Consider the following 20,218-nt stretch of genomic DNA (forward strand, 5'->3'; position numbering starts at 1 on the left):
GCCGCGGCCGGCTTGTAACACCTATCGCGGCACGCTAGACAGCATCGACGTGCCCCTGACCAAAGGACCAGTCATGACGCGCACCATCGTCGCATCCGCCACCCGCGAAATCATCATCGGTTTTGATCAGCCGTTCTGCGTGATCGGCGAGCGCATCAACCCGACCGGCCGTAAGAAGCTCGCCGCCGAAATGATCGTGGGCAACTTCGACACCGTCATCAAGGACGCGCTGGAACAGGTCGCCGCCGGCGCTACCATGCTCGACGTCAACGCCGGGGTGACGTCCGTCAATCCGAACGAGACGGAGCCGGGCTTGCTGGTGCAGACGCTCGAAATCGTGCAGGGACTGGTGGACGTGCCACTGTCGATCGACAGCTCCGTGACCGCAGCCATCGAGGCGGCGCTGAAGGTTGCCAAAGGCCGCCCGCTCGTCAACTCCGTGACCGGCGAGGAAGAGAAGCTCGAAGCGATCCTGCCGCTCGTCAAGAAATACGACGTACCTGTCGTTGCCATATCCAACGACGAAACCGGTATCTCGATGGATCCGGACGTCCGCTTCGCCGTTGCCAAGAAGATCGTCGAGCGGGCCATGGATTACGGGATCAAACCCCACGACATCGTCGTCGACCCGCTGGTGATGCCGATCGGCGCGCTCGGCGACGCCGGCCGCCAGGTCTTCGCGCTGCTGCACCGCCTGCGCAACGAGTTGAAGGTCAATACCACCTGCGGGCTTTCCAACATCTCGTTCGGCTTGCCGCATCGCCACGGCATCAACGCCGGCTTCATCCCGATGGTCATCGGCGCCGGCATGACTTCTGCGATCATGAACCCCTGCCGTCCGCAGGAAATGGAGGCCGTGCGCGCCGCCAACGTCTTGAACGGCACCGATCCGAACTGCGGCAACTGGATCATGACCTATCGCGACCACAAGCCGGCGGAAGCCGGCTCCGCAGCACCTGCCGCCGCCTCACCGGCCGGCAGCGGCGGTGGTCGTCGTGGCGGTCGAGCGGCACGCGCCGGAGCGGGGGCTAGAAGCGAATGAAACCGATCCGGAACCAGGGACTTGTTCAGGACTTGGCCAGCCTCTGGTTCCAAGCCCCCATGGTCATCGCCATGCGCACGCAGGCGCTCGGCATGGCAATGATGACCGGCAATACGAAAGACATAAAAGAATTCAACCGCATGGTGACGGAGAAGGCGGCAGCCGCCGCTGAAAGCGCCATGGCTCTCAACGTCTCGATTGCCCAGCAGAGCGTGGCCGCGGCAACCGCGATCGTCACCGGGCGCAAGCCTGCATCCGCGGCAACAGTCGCCACCAAGGCAGCGCATGCGGCGGTGAAACCCTACAGCAAACGCGTGCGCTCCAACGCCCGGCGGCTCACAGCCAAGAAAGACTGATAAAGTGGACTCCAAACCAGACCGGTCCGACGCTCTCGTGCTCTTCATGCCCTCCGGCAAGCGGGGCCGCTTTCCGGTCGGCATGCCGGTGCTGGAAGCCGCGCGCCAGCTCGGCGTCTATGTCGAGAGCGTCTGCGGCGGGCGCGCCACCTGTGGACGCTGCCAGGTTTCCGTGCAGGAAGGCAGTTTCGCCAAGCACAAGATCGTCTCCTCCCTCGATCATATCTCGCCGATCGGCCCGAAGGAGCAGCGCTACGCCTCGATCCGGGAACTGCCCGATGGACGGCGCCTGTCCTGCTCGGCCCAAATCCTCGGCGATCTCGTCATCGACGTGCCGCAGGATACCGTCATCAACGCCCAGGTCGTTCGCAAGGCCGCGACAGACCGCGTCATCGAGCGCAACGCAGCCGTGCAGCTTTGCTATGTCGAAGTCGAAGAGCCGGACATGCACAAGCCGCTCGGCGATCTGGACCGGCTGAAGGCCGTGCTCGAAAAGGACTGGGGCTGGAAGGATCCGCTGATTGCCTCGCACCTCATTCCGCAGATCCAGGGGATCCTGCGCAAGGGCAATTGGGCAGTGACGGCGGCGATCCATCGCGACATGGATTCCTCGCGGCCTTTCATCGTCGGCCTGTGGCCGGGCTTGAAGAACGAGGCCTACGGCATTGCCTGCGACATCGGCTCGACCACCATCGCCATGCACCTGGTATCGCTGCTGTCGGGACGTATCGCAGCCTCGTCGGGCACCTCGAACCCGCAGATCCGCTTCGGCGAAGATCTGATGAGCCGCGTCTCCTACGTGATGATGAACCCGGACGGTCGCGAAGCGATGACCAAGGCGGTCCGCGAGGCCGTCAACGGCTTGATCGGCAAGGTCTGCGAGGAAGGCAATGTCGATAGGCGCGACATTCTCGACGCCGTCTTCGTCGGCAATCCAATCATGCATCACCTGTTCCTCGGCATCGACCCGACGGAGCTTGGCCAGGCGCCTTTCGCGCTCGCGGTCTCCGGCGCGCTGCAGTTCTGGGCGCATGAAATCGACGTCGATGTAAACCGAGGCGCGCGCGTCTACATGCTCCCCTGCATCGCCGGCCACGTCGGCGCGGACGCTGCGGGCGCGACGCTCTCCGAAGCGCCCTATCGGCAGGACAAGATGATGCTGCTTGTCGATGTCGGCACCAATGCCGAAATCGTTCTCGGCAACCGGAACCGCGTCGTCGCCGCCTCCTCCCCGACCGGTCCTGCCTTCGAAGGTGCGGAAATCTCTTCCGGCCAGCGTGCGGCGCCCGGCGCCATCGAGCGCGTGCGGATCGACGCAGAGACGCTTGAGCCGCGCTTCCGCGTCATCGGCGTCGACAAGTGGTCGGACGAAGAAGGCTTTGCCGAAGCCGCCTCCGCCGTCGGCGTCACCGGCATCTGCGGTTCGGCCATCATCGAGGTCGTGGCCGAAATGTATCTTTGCGGCATCATCTCCGAGGATGGCGTCGTCGATGGCTCGATGGCCGCGAAAAGCCCGCGCATCATCCAGAACGGCCGCACCTTCTCCTACCTGCTGCACGAGGGCGAGCAGCGCATCACGGTGACGCAGAACGACGTTCGCGCGATCCAACTTGCCAAGGCGGCGCTCTACGCCGGCATCAAGCTCCTGATGGAAAAGCAAGGCGTCGGCCATGTCGACACCATCCGCTTCGCCGGCGCGTTCGGCTCCTTCATCGATCCGAAATACGCCATGGTGCTGGGGCTCATCCCGGACTGCGATCTTTCCGAGGTGAAGGCGGTCGGCAATGCCGCTGGCACCGGCGCGCTGATGGCGCTGCTCAATCGCGGACATCGCCGAGAGATCGAGGAAGTTGTCAAGAAAATCGAGAAGATAGAGACGGCGCTTGAACCAAAGTTTCAGGAGCATTTCGTCTACGCCATGGCGTTGCCGAACAAGGTCGATACCTTCCCGGAGCTATCCAAGATCGTCACGCTGCCGGAGCGCAAGGCTCTCAGCGAAGATCCAGGCGGCGAAGGCGGCGGCCGCAGACGGCGCCGCCGCCGCGAATAGGTCCTCACGTTACCGCGAACCCGCCCTCCGCTTCGTCACGCAGTCCACAGCGGTCGCCTCCACGCGTCTGGCGCTTTCCAGCGTCGGATGCGCTTTGCCGACCTGGAAGAGGTTCCGCCCGTCAGGCACGGTCCTGACGATGGTGCAGCGCGTGGTATAGGGTCTACGGGCGACATAGTAGGGACCGGCAGAGCCGACATAGGGCGCGGCGGCTAGGGCGGGTCCTGCGGCAACCGAAATAGCAACCGCCAGCAAAATGAACGTCGGGGCCATGGAATACCTCTCCGTTGACAGGTGGCTGCCCCACTTTAGCGCATGGATAACCACTAGAGGTTCTCACGGCGCTCAACAATTCGAGAGCCGTACGAGTCATCATGGTGACCGACCGTGAGACGGCTGGAGCGAAGCCCCTTGCGGCTTCGGCCTCAAGCGGCCCGCGCCATTTCGCCGAAAGCGTAGCGTATGCTCTCGGCAACGGCCTTCGCCGGTCCATGCATTTGCGACGCGGTCAGCAGCCGAATCTCGAAGGATGAAAGCTCCGGCAGGCCCTCGTTCGCGCCGAGAATCTGCATGTCGTCGGTGACATAGGAACGCGGAAACGGCGCAACGGCGAGATCCGATACGATGGCGGCGCGCTGCGCCATTGTGTGGGCGCTGAGATAGGCGACACGATACGGACGCTTGTTCTTCTCCAGCTGCGCAATCGCGTCCGAGCGCCAGATACAGCCATCCTCCCAGATCGAAATCGGCAATGGATCGCGCAGATGCGCCGTGCCGCACTTGGCGCCGGCCCATACCAGTCGTTCCGTGTAGATGACCTCTCCCTCCGTAGGGACCGGCCGCGTCGCGCAATTGATGAGTGTCAGATCCAGGCGCTGCTCTTCCATCCGCCGGCGCAGGCCGATGCTCATGTCGACCGTCACGTCGATCATGATCGCCGGATAGGAGGCGGCGAAGTTTCGAAGGATCGTCGGAAGAAGACGCTCGGCGATATCGTCGGGCGCGCCGAGCCGCACTACGCCGGTCAGTTCCGGCATGATGAAGCGAGAAACCGCCTCGTTCGAGAGCGCCAGCATGCGGCGGGCATAGGTGAGCAGCATCTCTCCGTGCTGCGTGAGGCTGACGGAGCGGGCATCGCGAAGGAAAAGCGTGGCGCCCAGCTGCTCCTCAAGCTTCTTGATCTGCATGGAGACGGCAGACGGCGTTCGCAGTACCGCGTCCGCGGCCGTGGAAAAGTTGCCTGTCTCAGCAATCGCCACGAAGGTGCGTAGAACGTCGTTGTCCAGCAGAGGGAGCGGACGGCGAATGGATACAGTCATCGCATCACCTTTCAATTTTTCTGATCTTAAGAAGAATATCATTTCGTTTGATTGAAAGTCAAGAAAGGCACATGTTCCCCCTGCCTAACGACGTTAGCCAGCCAAAGGAGAACGGTCATGGCTATGCATGAATTCTCGACCATCCTGCAGCTTTTCCGCGCAGCGCGCACGCGTCAGGTCTGGCTCACGCCGACCGAACGCTGGTACGCAAGAACGCACGTGCCCCCGCACCTCGTCGACGATGTCTTCGAGGCAAGGCTCGACGAGTGTCACCTGCGATAGGTGCAAAGCTTCCCCTTCGCCAAACGGGGCCGCGCAGACAGCGCAGCCCTGCGTCAATTTCCGGACGCCCTGTCATTCGGCGAGACCCGGCTAGCTCCAAAACCTGACCACGAGTAAGATCGAATGCCCCGTGGGTGTTGAGGAGCCGAGATGAGCCGCGCATTCACCAAAGAGATCGACGACGCTCCGGCGCCGGCGCCGCTCGAGCGGCCGATCAGCAGCGCCCGCAACCTCGTCACGCCCGCCGGCGCCCGCCACATTGAACAGAACGTAGCAATGCTGCAGGAGCGCATTGCGCAGACGGACGACGAAGCGGCACTTCCCGAACTACAGCGCGAAATGAGATACTGGCTTTCCCGGCATGCCACGATGGAGATAGTCGCCCCCGACCCTGAAACGAAAACGGTAAGGTTCGGCGCCGAGGTGACAATCAAGCGTGACGGAGCCGTGAAAGTGCTGCGCATCGTCGGCGAGGACGAAAGCGATCCTACGCAGGGATTGATCGCCTGGACGGCTCCCTTGGCGCTGGCGCTGGAAGCAGCAAAGCCCGGAGACATCATCGATTTCGAGGCCGGCGGACGCGATCAGGAAATTGAGATCCTATCCGTCAGGGGATAATCGTCTCGGCTCACGAACGATAGCGCAGCGCGTTGACAACCAACGCAAAGGCAGGGGAAGCCTGCCGACGGCTTGGATAGTATAGGTGGTATCCCGGAAATGGTGGGCACCATTCCTCGAGCACACGCACCAGCCGCCCGTCACGAAGATAAGGCATGGCAATGTCCTCGGCCATGTATGCAAGGCCCATCCCGCTCAATGCGGCATTGACGCGCAGCGCGCTGGTGTTGAACACGAGCTGCCCCTCCGCCCGCACCCTGAGCTCCCGCCCGTCTTTCTCGAACTCCCAGGCATATATGCCGCCATGGGTCGGCAGGCGCAGATTGATGCAGTTGTGCCCGGTAAGATCCTGCGGCGTCAACAGCGGCGCACGCCCGGCGAAATAATCAGGCGCGCCGACGACGGCCATTCGCATGTCAGGCCCGATGCGGACCGCTATCATATCCTTGGCGACCTGTTCGCCGAGCCTCACGCCTGCGTCGTAGCGTTCCGCCACGATATCGGTCAGCCCATAATCGACGGTGAGTTCGACGTGAACATCCGGATAGTGCGGTAGAAGCTTTTCGAGAGCGGGCCACAGAACGGCGTCGGCGGCATGCTCTCCTGCGGTGATGCGGATGGTGCCGGCCGGCTTTTCACGGAATGCGCTGAGGGCGGCAAGTTCGTTCTCGATCTCGTCCAGTCGCGGGCCGATGGTCACGAGCAGGCGTTCGCCCGCTTCCGTCGGCGAGACGCTGCGTGTGGTGCGCGTCAGCAGCCTGAGGCCGAGCCGCGTCTCCAGCCCGCGTATGGTGTGGCTCAGCGCCGATTGCGACACGCCGAGCTTGGCAGCCGCCTTCGTAAAGCTCTGTTCACGGGCGACGGCAAGGAATGCGATAAGGTCATTGATCGGTTGGCGCAGCATTCATGAATTCCACTCATAGGTGTTTGCCAGTTCTAGCATCTAATCCAACCCAATCGCACGCGCTAAATCTCTTATCGTCGGCAGCGGGCACGACCCGGGCTGCCTTTTCGACAAAGGACAAAGATCATGGAAATCAAGCGAAACGGCTCGCAACCTTCAGGCAAGGGGCCGGCCGACTGGTTCACCGGCACCGTCCGCGTGGACCCGCTGTTTCAGGCCAACGACGCAAGGCGCGCCGCCGGCGCAAGCGTCACGTTCGAGCCTGGCGCGCGCACGGCCTGGCACACCCATCCGGTCGGGCAAACGCTGATCGTTACCGCCGGCTTCGGACGCGCGCAGCGTGAAGGCGGCCCGATCGAAGAACTGCGACCGGGGGACGTCGTCTGGTTCGCGCCGGGTGAAAAACATTGGCACGGCGCGTCGCCGACCACAGCCATGACCCATATCGCCCTTCAGGAGCATCTCGACGGTAAGGTTGTCGACTGGATGGAACACGTTAGCGACGATCAGTATCGAGCTTAGGGAAAAATTTGATGCAAAAGCGTAAACTCGGAAAAAGCGGTCTCGAAGTCTCGGCTCTCGGTCTCGGATGCATGGGCTTGAGCTACGGCTATGGTCCGGCCACTGAGCAACAGGAAGCGATCAAGCTGGTCCGCGCCGCCTTCGATCGGGGCGTCACCTTCTTCGACACGGCGGAAGCCTACGGGCCGTACAAGAACGAGGAACTGCTGGGCGAAGCCCTCGGCTCCGTCAGGGACAAGGTCGTCATCGCCACGAAGTTCGGCTTCGACTTCGGTGCCGACGGCGGCCAGAGCGGCATGAACAGCCGGCCGGAACACATCCGCGCCGTCGCCGAAGCATCGCTGAAGCGCCTGAAAACCGACGTCATCGACCTCTTCTACCAGCACCGCGTCGATGCGAACGTTCCGATCGAAGACGTTGCCGGCACGGTGAAAGATCTGATCGGCGAAGGCAAGGTCAAGCACTTCGGCCTGTCGGAGGCCGGCGCCAAGACCATCCGCCGGGCGCACGCCGTGCAGCCCGTGGCGGCCTTGCAGAGCGAATATTCCCTATGGTGGCGCGAGCCGGAAGAGGAAATCCTGCCGACGCTCGAAGAGCTCGGCATCGGCTTCGTTCCCTTCAGCCCGCTCGGCAAGGGCTTTCTCACCGGCGCGATCAGCGAGAGCACCGCATTCGACAGCAAGGACTTCCGCAACGTCGTTCCACGCTTTGCGCCGGACGCCCGCAAGGCGAACCAGGGCCTCGTCGATCGCCTGACCGAGATTGCCAACACCAAGGGTGCGACGCCCGCCCAGATCGCGCTTGCCTGGCTGCTGGCGCAGAAACCGTGGATCGTACCAATCCCCGGCACGACCAAGCTTCATCGGCTCGACGAGAATATGGCCGCAGCCGGCGTCGCGCTGACGGCGGACGAACTGGGCGCGATCGAGAACGCGCTATCGGAAATCACCGTTCAGGGAGACCGCTATCCCGCGCATCTTCAAGCGCGGGTCGATCGCTAGCGGCATGGGTTTGCGGATGCGTGGCGTCATGCCCGCGTCCGCATCCGCACGCCATCAAGAAAGGAAAACGACATGGCACAGGGTATCGCAAACAAGGTCGTCGTCATCACCGGCGCAAGCAGTGGTCTTGGCGAGGCGGCCGCTCGCCTGCTCGCCAAGGATGGCGCCAAGCTCGTGCTGGGCGCGCGCCGACTCGACAGGCTGGAAGCGCTCGCCAAAGAGCTATCGCTCGGCGGTCAGGCGGTCGTCGAGACCGACGTCACGCGGTTCGAGCAGGTGAAGCGCCTCGTCGACCATGCCGTGCATCTGCACGGCCGCATCGACGTCATCATCAACAATGCCGGGCTGATGCCTCATTCTCCGCTTGAGCGCTGCAAAATTGAAGACTGGGACCGGATGATCGACGTCAACCTCAAGGGCGTGCTCTACGGCATAGGCGCTGCCCTTCCCTACATGAAGGAGCAGAAGAGCGGCCACATCATCAACGTCTCCTCGGTCGCCGGCCACAAGGTCAACCCGGGCGGTGCGGTCTATGCCGCTACCAAGCACGGCGTACGCGTCATCTCGGAAGGGCTTCGCCAAGAGGTGAAGCCCTACAATATCCGAACCACCATCATCTCGCCCGGCGCGGTCGCGACAGAGCTTCCAGACAGCATCACCGAACCCGATATCGCCGAAGCGGTCCGCAAGCGTTACGAAATGGCGATCCCAGCCGATTCCTTCGCACGCATGGTGGCCTTCGCCATGAGCCAGCCGGAGGACGTGGACGTCAACGAGATCCTCTTCCGTCCGACGCGGCAGGAATATTAGAAAAGGCGCAAGGGCCGTGCGAACAGGCACGGCTATCTCGTTTGATTTCAAAAGAAAAAGGGCCGCGCACTTGGCGCGACCCTTTCAGAAACTGGCTCCCCGGGCCGGATTCGAACCGGCGACCTGTCGATTAACAGTCGAATGCTCTACCGCTGAGCTACCAGGGAACACCGCGCTGTCGCGGCGTTGGCGGCGTAATACAAATGCTTTGCCGATTTGCCAAGCGATTTTTTCAAGAATCTGTCTTTCGCTTGCAATATTTCCCCGCGCCACCATCTCCTGTGGATGACCGACCGCAATGACATCCTATTCGAGAGACGCGTGAAAAGCCCGGAAAACGGAAAAATCTTCGGCATCGACCATGCCAATCACCAACTGATCCTGGGCTCGGTACGGCTGCCGCTGCCGCAATCGCGGCTATGGCGCATGACGCTCGGTTTCATGCTCGTCCTCGGCGGCTTTCTGGGCTTCCTGCCCGTACTGGGCTTCTGGATGGTGCCGCTCGGCCTCCTGGTGCTCTCGCACGATCTGGCGATCGTCCGCCGCTGGCGACGACGGCTCAGCGTCTGGTGGACGAAGAAGCGCCGGCCTGCGGAATAGTTGCTCACCACGACCTCCGCCGGCGACCTGTGGGTTGGTTCGGGCGACGCTTCCCTGCTCCTGGCGATGCAAGGTCACCGCTTTTTTACGCAATCGTCAAAAATGATCGAAGAGACGCGCAAACCTATTGCACTCAGCTGAGATTCATTCTAAACGCCCGTCATCACTCGCCTTTACTTATACGGATGGCCTCGTGGCGGAGTGGTGACGCAGAGGACTGCAAATCCTCGTACCCCGGTTCAATTCCGGGCGAGGCCTCCAACATCTTCCTTCAGAACATCAATGCTTTAGCTTCGAACTCGGAGCGACATCCCTCGGCCTGTCGTTGCATCCTGATCGCCGCATGTACAAATAATCATTGCCGAGTAAATTAAATTATTGTACGTACATTATATGAAGATCGTCTGGGACGAACCGAAGCGCCAAACGAACATTGTCAAACATAACTTGGACTTTGCCGACCTGACGCTCGAGTTCTTTCGTGATGCAAAATTCGGATCCGCAAAGGCAGACCGATTCGTGGCCGTAGGTGAATTGGAAGGCCAGACGATCATTGCGGTCATCTTCCGTCCGGTTGGCTCGGAAGCTCTCTCCATCATCTCCATGCGGCCGGCAAGTACCAAGGAAAGGAGAACCTGATGTCTATCAAGTTTTCGTCGAGGCGCCCACTCACCGATGAGGAGGAGGCGAAAATTCAGGAGATGATCGCATCCGATCCTGACAATCCAGAGCTGACCGATGAGCAGATCGCCGGTCTTAGGCCCATGCGCGAGGTGCTTCCCGATCTTGCCGCGAACATCGATCGAGAGATTGCCAAACGCGGCAGGCCCAAGGCGGAATTGACCAAGACCCCGGTCACCATCAGGCTCGATCCGGATCTGGTTGAGCACTACAAAGCGACTGGCAAGGGTTGGCAGTCCAGAATAAACGACGACCTCAGGAAGGTTTCAGGGCTCTAGGGTGTGCCGCAAAGCGAGACTGCGGGGGCGACCTGTCGCTCCGCCGCAAGACATGGGGGCGTGGCCAAGTCCTGCCCCCGCCCCGGCACCCTGACAGCGCAATCATCTATGCGCTGAGGATCGCTTCGCGTTCCCGCACGAACTCCAATGCCGCTTCGGCCGGCATCGCCTTGCCGAAGAGATAGCCCTGGCCGATGTCGCAGCCGTGGCCGAGGAGGTAGGCGAGCTGGCCGTGGCGTTCTATTCCTTCGGCTGTCGTCTTGATGTTCAGGCTGCGGCCGAGCCCCAGCATGGCGCGGATTATCTTTTCCTGGCGCTCATCGTCGGCGTAGGTGGCGACGAAGCTCTTGTCGACCTTGATCTTGTCGAACTTGTAACGCGCGAGCTGCGACAGGCTGGAATAGCCCGTGCCGAAGTCGTCGAGCGCGACTTGGACGCCCGCTTCGTGCAACTCCTCGATGATCAGCGCCGCCAGATCGGGATCGTCGATCAGGGCGTTTTCCGTGATCTCGATTTCGAGCCTCTGCGGCTCAAGACCCGCGTTCGCCAGTATTTTCAGGATACGCGAGGCCAGCAGCCGGTCTTCCATCTGCACCGGCGAAATGTTGAAGGAGAGCATGACGTCATCCGGCCAGCGGCGCGCATCCTCGCATGCCTGGGCGAGAAGCTGCTTGAAGAGCTCGGTGATCAGGCCCCTCTCCTCGGCAACGGTAATGAAGGTCTGCGGCGGAATGCTTATGCCATCCGCATCGATCCAGCGCGCCAGCGCTTCGAAGCCGCAGACGCTGCCGGTGCGCAGGCAGACGAGAGGTTGATAGTGGGGCTTGATTGCGCCGTGCTCGATCGCGCTTCTGAGCTTTGCCTCGAAGAGAGCGCTCTCGACGACTTTGCTTTGCATGGCCGGGCTGAAGACGAGCGCATTGTTCTGTCCCCGGCTCTTGGCCTCGTACATGGCGACGTCGGAGCAATGCGCGACGGCTTCGAGCGTATCGCCATGATCCCCCATTCGCGCATGCCCGATGCTCGCCCCGACCTCTGCCGAGAAACTGCCGATCATGATCGGCCGGGTGATCGCTTGGATGATCATCCGCGCAAAGGCGTGCTCTTTCTCGGGCGTCAGGCCCCTAGCGATGATGATGAACTCGTCGCCGCCGAAACGGTAGACGCTGGAAGGCTCGGCAAAGGCGCTGAGCCGGCGGGCGACTTCCGCGAGCAGAACGTCGCCGCCCTTGTGGCCGACGAGATCGTTGACCTTCTTGAAGCCGTCGAGATCGATCGAAAACAGCGTGACCGAGCGCGGCTTCTCGTCCTCGTCGAGCGGCGGGCGAATGACAGCGCGCTCGAAGGCGTAGCGGTTCGGCAGCTTTGTCAGATGGTCGTGCGTCGCCGTCCAGTCGGCGCGCGCTTCCGCTTTCTTGCGCAATTCCATTTCCTTGCGCAGATCGTATATGCGCAAGACCGAGTAGACGAAGCTCATGGCCCCGGCGATCTTGACGGCAAGGATAAGACCCTGGATCCCTTCGCCACCCCCGAACGCCTGCGTGACGTCAATCAGGTATCCGTGCACGTCAAGTTCAAAGATCAGCACCCACAACACGACGCCGGCGGCAAGCAACGCAAGAAATTGCCTGCCGGCACGACTCCGATAAAACTCGAACATATTCTCCACCCCGACTTCTCCCGAGGTGCTAGATATCTTAAAAATCTGAACTAACAGTTTCCAAGACTTACTAAATTCTTGGGTTCGGCTTCTCGCGCCGCGTGCCAGGCAAGGTGGATGGAGAGAGATCGAGAGTGTCTGCCGGACAGACCATCTATTCCGCGGGGTGGGCCTCGGCGTGGTGACTGCCGGAAACCGGCTTTTCGGCCCACCGCATGACGGCTCGAAAATACAGTCTATAGGGCAGGAATTTCAGCAGCTTCAACCTCAAGGCAAGAGCCCCTGGAAAAGCAATTTCGAATGCCTGCCCCTTGAGACCCGCGACGATCCTCTCGGCCGCCGCCTCCGCAGAATGCGGTGACTGCATGGCAAGCCCGCTTGCCGCTGCCGCCTCGGCGAAGCCCGGCGTGACGACCTGCACGCGAATTCCCATCCTGTCGAGATCGAACTTCAGACTCTCGGCCATGTTGATGAGCGCCGCCTTGGTGGCTCCATAGGCCGCGGATGTCGGCAGTCCGCCGTAGCCGGCCATGGAGGAGACGATGGCGATCTGGCCGTGTCCCTGCGTCTTCATCAATCGAACCGCCGGAACCAGGCAATTGACGACGCCGCCGAGATTGATGTCGAAACTCCGCTTGAAGTCCTCGCGCCGCAGCGTTTCGCCATGCACCGGCAGGCATATGCCGGCGTTGAGAATCACCAAGCCAAGGCTGCCATGCTGGTATTCGATGGCAGCAACCGTGTGTTCCATGTCTTCGGCATTGGTGACGTCGCCGTCGAGCACGATGATGCTGCCCGAAAGGTCTGCGGCCTCATTTTGCAGGTCGACAAGCTTCTCATGGCTACGCGCGGTAACCGCCACCTTGAAGCCCTCGCCCGCGAGTTTGAGCGCAAGCGCCCGCCCTATTCCCGAACTCGCACCGGAAATCCAGACCACACCATGTTCGGGGCGGGCGACGAATTCTCGCATGGCTTACTCCTCGGCAGGCTCGATTGAACACCCGGGACGTTCCCGACCAGCTCCCAAGGATCAGGCTAGCACTCTATTGTGGCTGCTTTTCAGCCGACTGCCCTGCGGATCAACGCCAGCCGTGATGCGGCGCACGGAAAAACGGTCCGCAATCAACCATTTATGTTGGAAGCAAAACGTTTTTTGTCGCTGCATTCCATTGCGGAGAACAGAATTTCTTGTCTCGGTTGCCTTGTGAAGGGAAAAGACCGTTCATAAGGTAGGATCAAACAGAAGGCAGAATCCATGAGCGTTCATCCCTCCGTGCTCGAAGCCATTGGCAACACGCCGCTGATCAAGCTCAAGGGCGCTTCGGAAGCGACCGGATCGACCATCCTCGGCAAGGCAGAGTTCCTGAACCCGGGCCAGTCGGTCAAGGATCGGGCAGCGCTCTACATTATCAGGGACGCCGAACGAAAGGGCTTCTTGAAGCCCGGCGGCGTCATCGTCGAGGGTACGGCCGGCAACACGGGTATTGGGCTTGCGGTGGTCGCCAACGCGCTCGGCTATCGCACCGTTATCGTCATCCCTGAAACGCAGAGCCAGGAAAAGAAGGACGCGTTGAAGCTGCTCGGCGCAGAACTCGTGGAAGTGCCCGCTGTCCCCTACAAGAACCCAAACAACTACGTGAAGATTTCGGGGCGGCTGGCGGCCGAGCTTGCAAGGACCGAGCCAAATGGGGCGATCTGGGCAAACCAGTTCGACAACGTCGCCAATCGCCAGGCCCACATCGAAACGACCGCGCAGGAAATCTGGCGCGACACCGATGGGCGGGTCGACGGTTTCATCTGCTCTGTCGGTTCCGGCGGGACGCTTGCGGGCGTTTCGGCGGGTCTGAAAGCCCTGAACGAGAACATCAAGATCGGTATCGCGGATCCTGAGGGGGCTGCCCTTTACGATTTCTACAAGAACGGCGAACTGAAAGCCTTGGGCTCATCGATCACCGAGGGGATCGGCCAGGGCCGCATCACCGCGAACCTCGAAGGCTTCACGCCCGACTTCAGCTACCGGATCAGCGATGCCGAAGCGCTGCCCTACGTCTTCGACCTGGTAGAGAAAGAAGGCCTTTGCCTCGGCGGCTCGACCGCGATCAACATTGCCGGCGCCGTTCGGCTCGCCAAGGACCTCGGCCCCGGCCGCACCATCGTGACCGTGCTCTGCGACTACGGCAATCGCTACCAGTCCAAACTCTTCAACCCGGAATTCCTTGAGTCCAAAGGCCTGCCCATTCCGGCCTGGATGACGCGGCATTCCGATATTCCCGTCCCCTACGAAAGCCAAGCGTGACCCCCATATGCCGGTGAATGCCCTTTTTCGCGACGACTTCTACCTCTCGACCGCCGAAGGCACGGTTACCGCCGTGCACGAGGACGGCGGCATAGAACTGGACCAGACGTGCTTCTACGCCACGTCGGGCGGACAGCCTGGCGACACCGGTTTCCTCGAACGCGCCGACGGCTCGCGCATCGCGCTCGGCCTGACGCGGCACGGGCCGACGAAGGACATCATCATCCATGTTCCCCTTGAGGGTGAACCGCGTCCCATCGTCGGCGAAAAGGTGGTGCAGCACATCGACTGGGCGCGCCGCTACAAGCTGATGCGCATGCACACCGCCTGCCACCTCCTGTCCGTTGTCTGCTCCTATCCGATAACAGGCGCGGCCGTTGGAGAGGACGAGAGCCGCGTCGATTTTGACATGACCGACATCATCGACAAGGAAGCGGTGACGGCCGATCTGATGGCGCTGGTCAACGCGAATCATCCCGTCTACGTGCAATGGATCACCGACGAAGAACTCGCCGCCAATCCCGGTATCGTCAAATCCAAGAACGTGCGCCCGCCGGCCGGGCTCGGTCGCGTTAGCCTTGTTTGCATTGGCGAAAATTCCGCCGTTGACAGCCAGCCCTGCGGGGGCACACATGTGTCGGAGACTCAGGAGGTCGGGGCGATCCACATCGCCAAGATCGAGAAGAAGGGCAAGGAAAACCGCCGCTTCCGGATACGCTTCGGCACCCCGGACGCGGACGCGTGACCCTGGCCGGGAGGATTTGACATGAGTGAAGACAAGAGCCGTTACGTCGTTTCGGCCGACTGGCTGCAGGGCGAACTTGGCGCGCCGGATCTGAAGATCGTGGACGCCGCCTTTTACCTGCCGGCGCAGAAGCGCAACGCCGACGAGGAATATCTATCCGGCCATATTCCCGGCGCCGTGCGCTTCGATCACGACAAGATCGCCGACCACGAGACAAACCTGCCGCATACGGTTCCCTCGCCGGCGTTCTTTGCCGAGGAAGTCGGCAAGCTCGGCATTGGTGAAAACGACCGCATCGTGATCTATGACGGCCCCGGCATTTTTTCGGCGCCGCGCATCTGGTGGCTTTTCCGCATCATGGGCGCCACGAACGTCAAGGTGCTCGACGGCGGACTGGACGGATGGAAGGCGGAGGGGCGTCCGCTGGAGACGACCGTTCCCGCTCCACGCCCGGCGACCTTTACGCCGAACTTCGACGCGGGCCGTGTCGTCTCGCTCGGAACGATGCGCGACATCGTTTCAAGCGGTGCAGTGCAGATCGCCGATGCGCGCAGCGCCGGCCGCTTTGCCGCGAGCGAACCGGAACCACGCGAAGGCATGCGCTCCGGCCACATGCCGGGCGCGCGCAGCCTGCCTTCGGGCGTTTTCTCGACCAACGGGAAATTCAAGTCGCTGGCGGACCTGCGCCAGACGATCACCGACGCGGGCATCGATCTCGCCAAGCCCGTGGTTACCAGCTGCGGCTCCGGTATCACCGCCGCCATCGTCACACTTGCGCTGGAATCGCTCGGCCACACGGATAACCGCCTCTACGACGGCTCGTGGTCGGAATGGGGAAGTCGCGCCGACACGCCCATCGTCACCGGCCCGCCGACGCCAGTCAAAGCCTGACACCATGATCGTCAAATCAACTACCTCACTGAAGGTCCAGATCACGCGGCTGGAAATGACGGCGCCGCCCAAGGCGAGCTTGCCGGTGCCCGTCAACATCCAGACGGCGATCATGCGCGCGCCGAATATTCCGCTGGATTTCTACCGCTATCTTTACCGGCAGGTGGGCTCGCGCTGGCAATGGGTCGATCGGCTCCGCATGGGCGACGAGGACCTTGCAGCCCTCCTGCACAGTGAAAAGACCGGGATCAGCGTGCTCTACGTCAACGGTGCGCCCGGTGGGTTCTTCGAGTATCACCGTGAGGACGACGAGACCATCGAGCTTTGCCATTTCGGCTTGATAGAGCACGCGCTGGGGCTCGGCATCGGCAAGTGGTTCCTGCTTCAGGCTCTCTATGCGCTATGGGTACTCGATCCTGCGCGCATCGTCACGACGACCAACAATCTCGATCATCCGCGTGCGCTGCAGCTCTATCAAATGTTCGGCTTCTCGCCCGTCGCGACCGGTCACGGCATCGTCCGGCCGCTGAGCGACAAGGAGCTGCTGGAGCTGGCAAAAAAGGGCTGCTGAGCCAGGGGTGCGTCACGCGGCTGGGCCGGCGGGACACAGCGGGAATACCAACAAAGATTGTTAGATCTTGTTAGGTATGCTATAGATCTAGCAATGAAAGCTCAAGCCATGCGCACCCTTACCGTCTCCCTCACGCCCCAACAGGCGGCGCGCATTCAAAGCGCGATCGATAGTGGCGGTTACGCCTCCAATAGTGAAATCGTCCGAGAGGCCCTGCGTCTATGGGAACAGCGCGAGGAAGTCCGCCTCCTTGAGCTTGAACAGCTCAAGCGAGCCTATGACCAAGGCAAGGCCAGCGGCGAAGGCGAGGACGTTGACCCCGTGGTCTTCCTCAACGGGTTGAAAGCTGACCGCTCCGCCCGTGGCTAATCACTACCGGCTCACTCCGCGCGCCCAAGAGGATATGCGCGCTATCTGGCGCAGCATCGCCGTGAACAACGAGCCGGCAGCAGACAAGCCCTTAACCGCCTATTCGAAAAATTCGAGCTGGCCGGGCAGCATCCAGAGATGGGTGTCGCGCGGCCGGAGTTGAGCGAGACTGCCCGCATTCTCATAGCTGGCCGCTATATCGCCATTTATGAACCCACGCCCTATGGCGCTCTTATTGTCGCCGTGGTTCACGGGATGCGCGATCCAACTCAATGGATCTAAGCGTTCATCGAACGCCTCAACTCTCCTGCAGGAATCGGGTGGAATGATGCGCTGAATGGCAGGATCATGACGACACCAGAAGGAGAATTGTCATGATCAACATAGCCTTTGCCGCCATGCCGACGAGAGACGCCCAGCATTTCTGGAACGGCGGCGCGGATGCCTACGGTCGCGCGCCGGAAACGATGATTTCCGACGGTCCGGGCAACCCTTGCCGTCACTGCCTCAGGAATATCGACACGGGCGAGCCGCTTCTGGTCCTCGCCTATCGGCCGTTTCCCGAGCTTCAGCCCTACGCGGAAACCGGTCCGATCTTTCTGCACAAGAACCCTTGCGCCCGCTATGCGGCCGAGGAAGTTCTGCCGCCCGTTCTGGCATCGAGCCGCGATTTCATCGTGCGCGGCTACAACGCCGACAACAGGATCGTTTACGGCACGGGCGCGGTGACGCCGACGGCGAACATCCCTGCCTATGCAGCCGATCTGCTCGGCCGCGACGGCATCGCCTACGTCCATGTCCGCTCGGCGCGCAACAATTGCTATCAATGTCGCATAGACAGGAAAAACGGCGCCGGCTCTGACGATCCCGGCGCCTTCATCTGACCGTCACCGCATGGTGACTACGCTACGTTGAGTACGCTTTCGGGAGCATGCACCTCGTAGCCCAACGCTTCGGCGACCGGGCGATTGGTGACGCGCCCCTTGTGGACGTTGAGGCCGTTTCTGAGGTGCTTGTCCTCGGCAATGGCCCGCAAGCCCCGGTCGGCGAGAGCGAGACCGTACTGCAGCGTCGCATTGTTGAGCGCCTGCGCCGAGGTAACGGGTACCGCACCCGGCATGTTGGCGACGCAATAGTGCACAACGCCCTCGACCTCGTAGGTCGGCTCGGAATGGGTCGTGGCATGCGAGGTCTCGAAGCAGCCGCCCTGGTCGATAGCCACGTCGACGATGACCGAACCCTTTTTCATGCCGGTCAGCATCTCGCGCGTCACGAGCTTCGGCGCTGCCGCACCCGGGATCAGCACCGCGCCGATGACGAGATCGGCCGCAAAGACTTCTTCCTCGAGCGCCTGAATGCTGGAATAGCGGGTATGAACGCGGCCGGCGAAGATGTCGTCGAGCTGGCGCAGGCGCGGCAACGACCTGTCGAGAATGCAGACGTCGGCGCCAAGGCCGGCGGCCATCCTTGCCGCATGCAGCCCAACCACGCCGCCGCCGATGATCGCGACCTTTGCCGGCAGCACGCCGGGCACGCCACCGAGCAGGATGCCGAGTCCGCCATTGGCCTTCTGCAGAGCGGTGGCGCCCGCCTGGATCGCCACACGGCCAGCCACTTCCGACATCGGCGCAAGCAGCGGCAAGCCGCCACGGTCATCGGTCACGGTCTCGTAGGCCACCGCCGTTACGCCGGAGGCAATCAGACCCTTGGTCTGTTCCGGATCGGGCGCAAGATGCAGGTAGGTATAGAGGATCTGGCCTTCGCGGAGTTGCGCCCACTCGGAGGGCTGCGGCTCCTTCACCTTCACGATCATGTCGCACTTTTCGAAGATGTCCTTGGCCGAAGCCGCGATCTTCGCGCCGGCCGCCACGTAGGCGCCGTCGTCGGCGCCGATACCGGCGCCGGCCTTGGTCTCCACCCATACTTCGTGGCCGTGCGCCACATATTCACGCACCGCAGCTGGCGTCAGACCGACGCGATACTCATGATTCTTGATTTCCTTCGGGCAACCGATGCGCATGCTTTTTTCACTCCTCCTCGTCGTCCGCTTCGCGGATCGTCCATGGCGGAATCCAATCACCAACGCAGTGAAATGTCCTTGCAAAGAGAATTTGCATAAGCGCGAATTTTCGAAGAATATTGCGAAATGCCGCAATAATTCGAAGGATCTTCGAATGTCGACACTTGATGCTATCGATCTTGCCATGCTGCGCGCCTTGCAGCAGAACGCTCGGATAACCAACGCGGATCTGGCGGCCAAGGTGGGCCTGTCGCCGTCGGCCTGCTCACGGCGGCTCGACATCCTCGAAAAGAACGGCACCATCGGCGGCTACCATGCGCGGCTGGCGCACAAGGCGCTGGACTACAAGATGATCGCCGTCGTGCACATCTCGCTCTCCGGCCAATTCGCCAAGACACTCGCGGAATTCGAAGCGGCGGTGAAGCGGTGCCCGAACGTGCTCGTCTGCTATCTCATGTCCGGGGAATACGACTATATCCTCAGAGTGGCCGCGCGCGACCTTGAAGACTACGAGCGTATCCATCGCGATTGGCTTTCCGCGCTCCCGCATGTCGTCAAGATCAATTCAAGCTTCGCGCTCCGCGAGATTATCGACCGCCCAAACGTCGGACTTTAAGGCAACAAGCAAAATTCACGATCGAGCTTAGAGTTTCTCAACCTATTCTGTTTTAGCATCCGCTAAATCTGAAAGGAGGAATACCTGTGCCGAACAATCTGAATATCGTCGTTCGCGGTTCGCCACGGCGGCCCTGCCGGGTCTTCGGGCGTGTCAAGTATTTGAACAAGGAAACCGCGGCTCGCGTCGTCAACCTCTCGACCACCGGAATTGCCGTCGAACTCGCCGGGCCGTTCCACGGTGCGACGGGAAGCAAGGTCATTTTCGAATGCGACGACCTCGGCAAGCTTGAAGGGATCGTGCGCTGGGCACGCGATGGCCGCCTCGGCGTCGAATTCGCCAAGAATTCCAATGCTTCCGCGCAAGTGAATTCCTATTTCCGCTTCTTCCACAAGGACGTCGTGCCGGTCCTCAGGCGCTGACGACGAAGCTCGTCCGCCAGCTTGCCCAACACATTCCTGTCACGCGGCTGATGCACATCCTCATCTTAAGACCTGGCCCTTTGGGGCCAGCGCCCAATCTTTTACCTTGCGACGGCAGTGAGTATCTTGAGGTCGCGCAAGGTGAAAATGTTGCTGATCGAGGAG

General features: G+C 61.5%; 25 protein-coding genes, 2 tRNA genes and 1 pseudogene. 21 read left to right on the forward strand and 7 right to left on the reverse strand.

Annotated elements, in window-relative coordinates:
* The first annotated feature begins 73 nt into the window (after nt 1-73).
* Genes AB4048_RS19735 through AB4048_RS19745 form a run of 3 tightly spaced genes read left to right on the forward strand, consistent with a single transcriptional unit; the run spans nt 74 to nt 3,448 of the window.
* The gene (locus AB4048_RS19735; protein WP_442203685.1) at nt 74-1,042 is read left to right on the forward strand and encodes a methyltetrahydrofolate cobalamin methyltransferase; all 969 of its coding nucleotides are present in this window, start codon (nt 74-76) and stop codon (nt 1,040-1,042) included.
* Nucleotides 1,039-1,398: a hypothetical protein gene (locus AB4048_RS19740; protein ID WP_442203686.1), complete on the forward strand. Its 360-nt coding sequence runs from the start codon at nt 1,039-1,041 to the stop codon at nt 1,396-1,398. The genes AB4048_RS19735 and AB4048_RS19740 overlap by 4 nt, the downstream gene beginning before the upstream one ends.
* 46 nt (nt 1,399-1,444) lie before the next feature.
* The gene (locus AB4048_RS19745) at nt 1,445-3,448 is read left to right on the forward strand and encodes an ASKHA domain-containing protein (protein ID WP_442203725.1); all 2,004 of its coding nucleotides are present in this window, start codon (nt 1,445-1,447) and stop codon (nt 3,446-3,448) included.
* A gap of 9 nt (nt 3,449-3,457) precedes the next feature.
* On the opposite strand, the gene AB4048_RS19750 is transcribed toward AB4048_RS19745, so the two are convergent.
* The gene (locus AB4048_RS19750; protein WP_442203687.1) at nt 3,458-3,721 is read right to left on the reverse strand and encodes a hypothetical protein; all 264 of its coding nucleotides are present in this window, start codon (nt 3,719-3,721) and stop codon (nt 3,458-3,460) included.
* Nucleotides 3,722-3,873: 152 nt separating this feature from the next.
* Nucleotides 3,874-4,809: a LysR family transcriptional regulator gene (locus tag AB4048_RS19755; RefSeq protein ID WP_442203688.1), complete on the reverse strand. Its 936-nt coding sequence runs from the start codon at nt 4,807-4,809 to the stop codon at nt 3,874-3,876.
* A 75-nt stretch (nt 4,810-4,884) separates the two neighbouring features.
* Between AB4048_RS19755 and AB4048_RS19760 the strand changes: the two genes are divergently transcribed.
* Together AB4048_RS19760 and AB4048_RS19765 are read left to right on the forward strand one after the other, a co-directional pair.
* Entirely contained in the window at nt 4,885-5,049 is a 165-nt protein-coding gene (locus tag AB4048_RS19760) for a hypothetical protein (RefSeq protein WP_442203689.1), read from the forward strand.
* Nucleotides 5,050-5,199: 150 nt separating this feature from the next.
* On the forward strand, nt 5,200-5,667 hold the full coding sequence (locus tag AB4048_RS19765) for a GreA/GreB family elongation factor (RefSeq protein WP_442203690.1): 468 nt from the start codon (nt 5,200-5,202) through the stop codon (nt 5,665-5,667).
* Nucleotides 5,668-5,677: 10 nt separating this feature from the next.
* On the opposite strand, the gene AB4048_RS19770 is transcribed toward AB4048_RS19765, so the two are convergent.
* The gene (locus tag AB4048_RS19770; RefSeq protein ID WP_442203691.1) at nt 5,678-6,571 is read right to left on the reverse strand and encodes a LysR family transcriptional regulator; all 894 of its coding nucleotides are present in this window, start codon (nt 6,569-6,571) and stop codon (nt 5,678-5,680) included.
* A gap of 126 nt (nt 6,572-6,697) precedes the next feature.
* Between AB4048_RS19770 and AB4048_RS19775 the strand changes: the two genes are divergently transcribed.
* The 3 genes from AB4048_RS19775 to AB4048_RS19785 all read left to right on the forward strand — a co-directional run bounded on the left by AB4048_RS19775 (nt 6,698) and on the right by AB4048_RS19785 (nt 8,904).
* A complete protein-coding gene (locus AB4048_RS19775) occupies nt 6,698-7,093 on the forward strand; it encodes a (R)-mandelonitrile lyase (RefSeq protein ID WP_442203692.1) in 396 nt (131 codons plus the stop codon).
* Between the two features lie 11 nt (nt 7,094-7,104).
* Complete coding sequence (locus AB4048_RS19780) at nt 7,105-8,094, forward strand: aldo/keto reductase (RefSeq protein WP_442203693.1); 990 nt, start codon at nt 7,105-7,107, stop codon at nt 8,092-8,094.
* 72 nt (nt 8,095-8,166) lie between these two features.
* Nucleotides 8,167-8,904: an SDR family oxidoreductase gene (locus AB4048_RS19785; protein ID WP_442203694.1), complete on the forward strand. Its 738-nt coding sequence runs from the start codon at nt 8,167-8,169 to the stop codon at nt 8,902-8,904.
* Between the two features lie 92 nt (nt 8,905-8,996).
* Here the strand turns inward: AB4048_RS19785 and AB4048_RS19790 are convergent.
* Nucleotides 8,997-9,071: transfer RNA gene (locus tag AB4048_RS19790), tRNA-Asn, on the reverse strand.
* A gap of 118 nt (nt 9,072-9,189) precedes the next feature.
* Here AB4048_RS19790 and AB4048_RS19795 point away from each other — a divergent pair.
* The 4 genes from AB4048_RS19795 (at nt 9,190) to AB4048_RS19810 (ending at nt 10,463) form a co-directional block, all read left to right on the forward strand.
* Nucleotides 9,190-9,504 carry a hypothetical protein gene (locus AB4048_RS19795; RefSeq protein WP_442203695.1) on the forward strand — a complete coding sequence of 105 codons (315 nt, stop codon included), beginning with the start codon at nt 9,190-9,192 and terminating at the stop codon, nt 9,502-9,504.
* Nucleotides 9,505-9,691: 187 nt separating this feature from the next.
* A tRNA-Cys gene (locus AB4048_RS19800) sits at nt 9,692-9,765 on the forward strand.
* A 132-nt stretch (nt 9,766-9,897) separates the two neighbouring features.
* Nucleotides 9,898-10,143, forward strand: coding sequence for a BrnT family toxin (locus tag AB4048_RS19805; RefSeq protein ID WP_442203696.1), 246 nt, complete (start codon nt 9,898-9,900; stop codon nt 10,141-10,143).
* Nucleotides 10,143-10,463 carry a BrnA antitoxin family protein gene (locus AB4048_RS19810; RefSeq protein WP_442203697.1) on the forward strand — a complete coding sequence of 107 codons (321 nt, stop codon included), beginning with the start codon at nt 10,143-10,145 and terminating at the stop codon, nt 10,461-10,463. Before AB4048_RS19805 ends, AB4048_RS19810 begins: the two co-directional genes overlap by 1 nt.
* Nucleotides 10,464-10,569: 106 nt before the next feature.
* On the opposite strand, the gene AB4048_RS19815 is transcribed toward AB4048_RS19810, so the two are convergent.
* A complete protein-coding gene (locus AB4048_RS19815; protein ID WP_442203698.1) occupies nt 10,570-12,123 on the reverse strand; it encodes a putative bifunctional diguanylate cyclase/phosphodiesterase in 1,554 nt (517 codons plus the stop codon).
* A 154-nt stretch (nt 12,124-12,277) separates the two neighbouring features.
* Nucleotides 12,278-13,093, reverse strand: a complete 816-nt coding sequence (locus tag AB4048_RS19820; RefSeq protein WP_442203699.1) for an SDR family NAD(P)-dependent oxidoreductase — start codon at nt 13,091-13,093, stop codon at nt 12,278-12,280.
* A 285-nt stretch (nt 13,094-13,378) separates the two neighbouring features.
* Here AB4048_RS19820 and AB4048_RS19825 point away from each other — a divergent pair, with 285 nt between their 5' ends.
* From AB4048_RS19825 to AB4048_RS19855, 7 genes and pseudogenes are all read left to right on the forward strand, one after another.
* Nucleotides 13,379-14,419 carry a cysteine synthase A gene (locus tag AB4048_RS19825; protein WP_442203700.1) on the forward strand — a complete coding sequence of 347 codons (1,041 nt, stop codon included), beginning with the start codon at nt 13,379-13,381 and terminating at the stop codon, nt 14,417-14,419.
* Between the two features lie 7 nt (nt 14,420-14,426).
* A complete protein-coding gene (locus tag AB4048_RS19830; RefSeq protein WP_442203701.1) occupies nt 14,427-15,164 on the forward strand; it encodes an alanyl-tRNA editing protein in 738 nt (245 codons plus the stop codon).
* Nucleotides 15,165-15,185: 21 nt separating this feature from the next.
* Nucleotides 15,186-16,055, forward strand: a complete 870-nt coding sequence (gene sseA / locus AB4048_RS19835; RefSeq protein WP_442203702.1) for a 3-mercaptopyruvate sulfurtransferase — start codon at nt 15,186-15,188, stop codon at nt 16,053-16,055.
* 4 nt (nt 16,056-16,059) lie between these two features.
* On the forward strand, nt 16,060-16,626 hold the full coding sequence (locus AB4048_RS19840) for a GNAT family N-acetyltransferase (RefSeq protein WP_442203703.1): 567 nt from the start codon (nt 16,060-16,062) through the stop codon (nt 16,624-16,626).
* 93 nt (nt 16,627-16,719) lie between these two features.
* Complete coding sequence (locus AB4048_RS19845; protein WP_442203704.1) at nt 16,720-16,995, forward strand: type II toxin-antitoxin system ParD family antitoxin; 276 nt, start codon at nt 16,720-16,722, stop codon at nt 16,993-16,995.
* A gap of 34 nt (nt 16,996-17,029) precedes the next feature.
* Nucleotides 17,030-17,277, forward strand: a pseudogene (locus AB4048_RS19850) (type II toxin-antitoxin system RelE/ParE family toxin).
* A 92-nt stretch (nt 17,278-17,369) separates the two neighbouring features.
* The gene (locus AB4048_RS19855; protein ID WP_442203705.1) at nt 17,370-17,879 is read left to right on the forward strand and encodes a DUF1203 domain-containing protein; all 510 of its coding nucleotides are present in this window, start codon (nt 17,370-17,372) and stop codon (nt 17,877-17,879) included.
* Between the two features lie 17 nt (nt 17,880-17,896).
* Here AB4048_RS19855 and ald read toward each other — a convergent pair whose 3' ends face one another.
* The gene (gene ald / locus AB4048_RS19860; protein ID WP_442203706.1) at nt 17,897-19,015 is read right to left on the reverse strand and encodes an alanine dehydrogenase; all 1,119 of its coding nucleotides are present in this window, start codon (nt 19,013-19,015) and stop codon (nt 17,897-17,899) included.
* A 154-nt stretch (nt 19,016-19,169) separates the two neighbouring features.
* Between ald and AB4048_RS19865 the strand changes: the two genes are divergently transcribed.
* Together AB4048_RS19865 and AB4048_RS19870 are read left to right on the forward strand one after the other, a co-directional pair.
* The gene (locus AB4048_RS19865; RefSeq protein WP_442203707.1) at nt 19,170-19,631 is read left to right on the forward strand and encodes an Lrp/AsnC family transcriptional regulator; all 462 of its coding nucleotides are present in this window, start codon (nt 19,170-19,172) and stop codon (nt 19,629-19,631) included.
* An 86-nt stretch (nt 19,632-19,717) separates the two neighbouring features.
* Entirely contained in the window at nt 19,718-20,053 is a 336-nt protein-coding gene (locus AB4048_RS19870) for a PilZ domain-containing protein (protein ID WP_442203708.1), read from the forward strand.
* The last annotated feature ends 165 nt before the right edge of the window (nt 20,054-20,218 follow it).

It is taken from the genome of Rhizobium sp. RAF56 (assembly GCF_052113965.1).
In the GTDB taxonomy this organism is placed as follows: domain Bacteria; phylum Pseudomonadota; class Alphaproteobacteria; order Rhizobiales; family Rhizobiaceae; genus Rhizobium.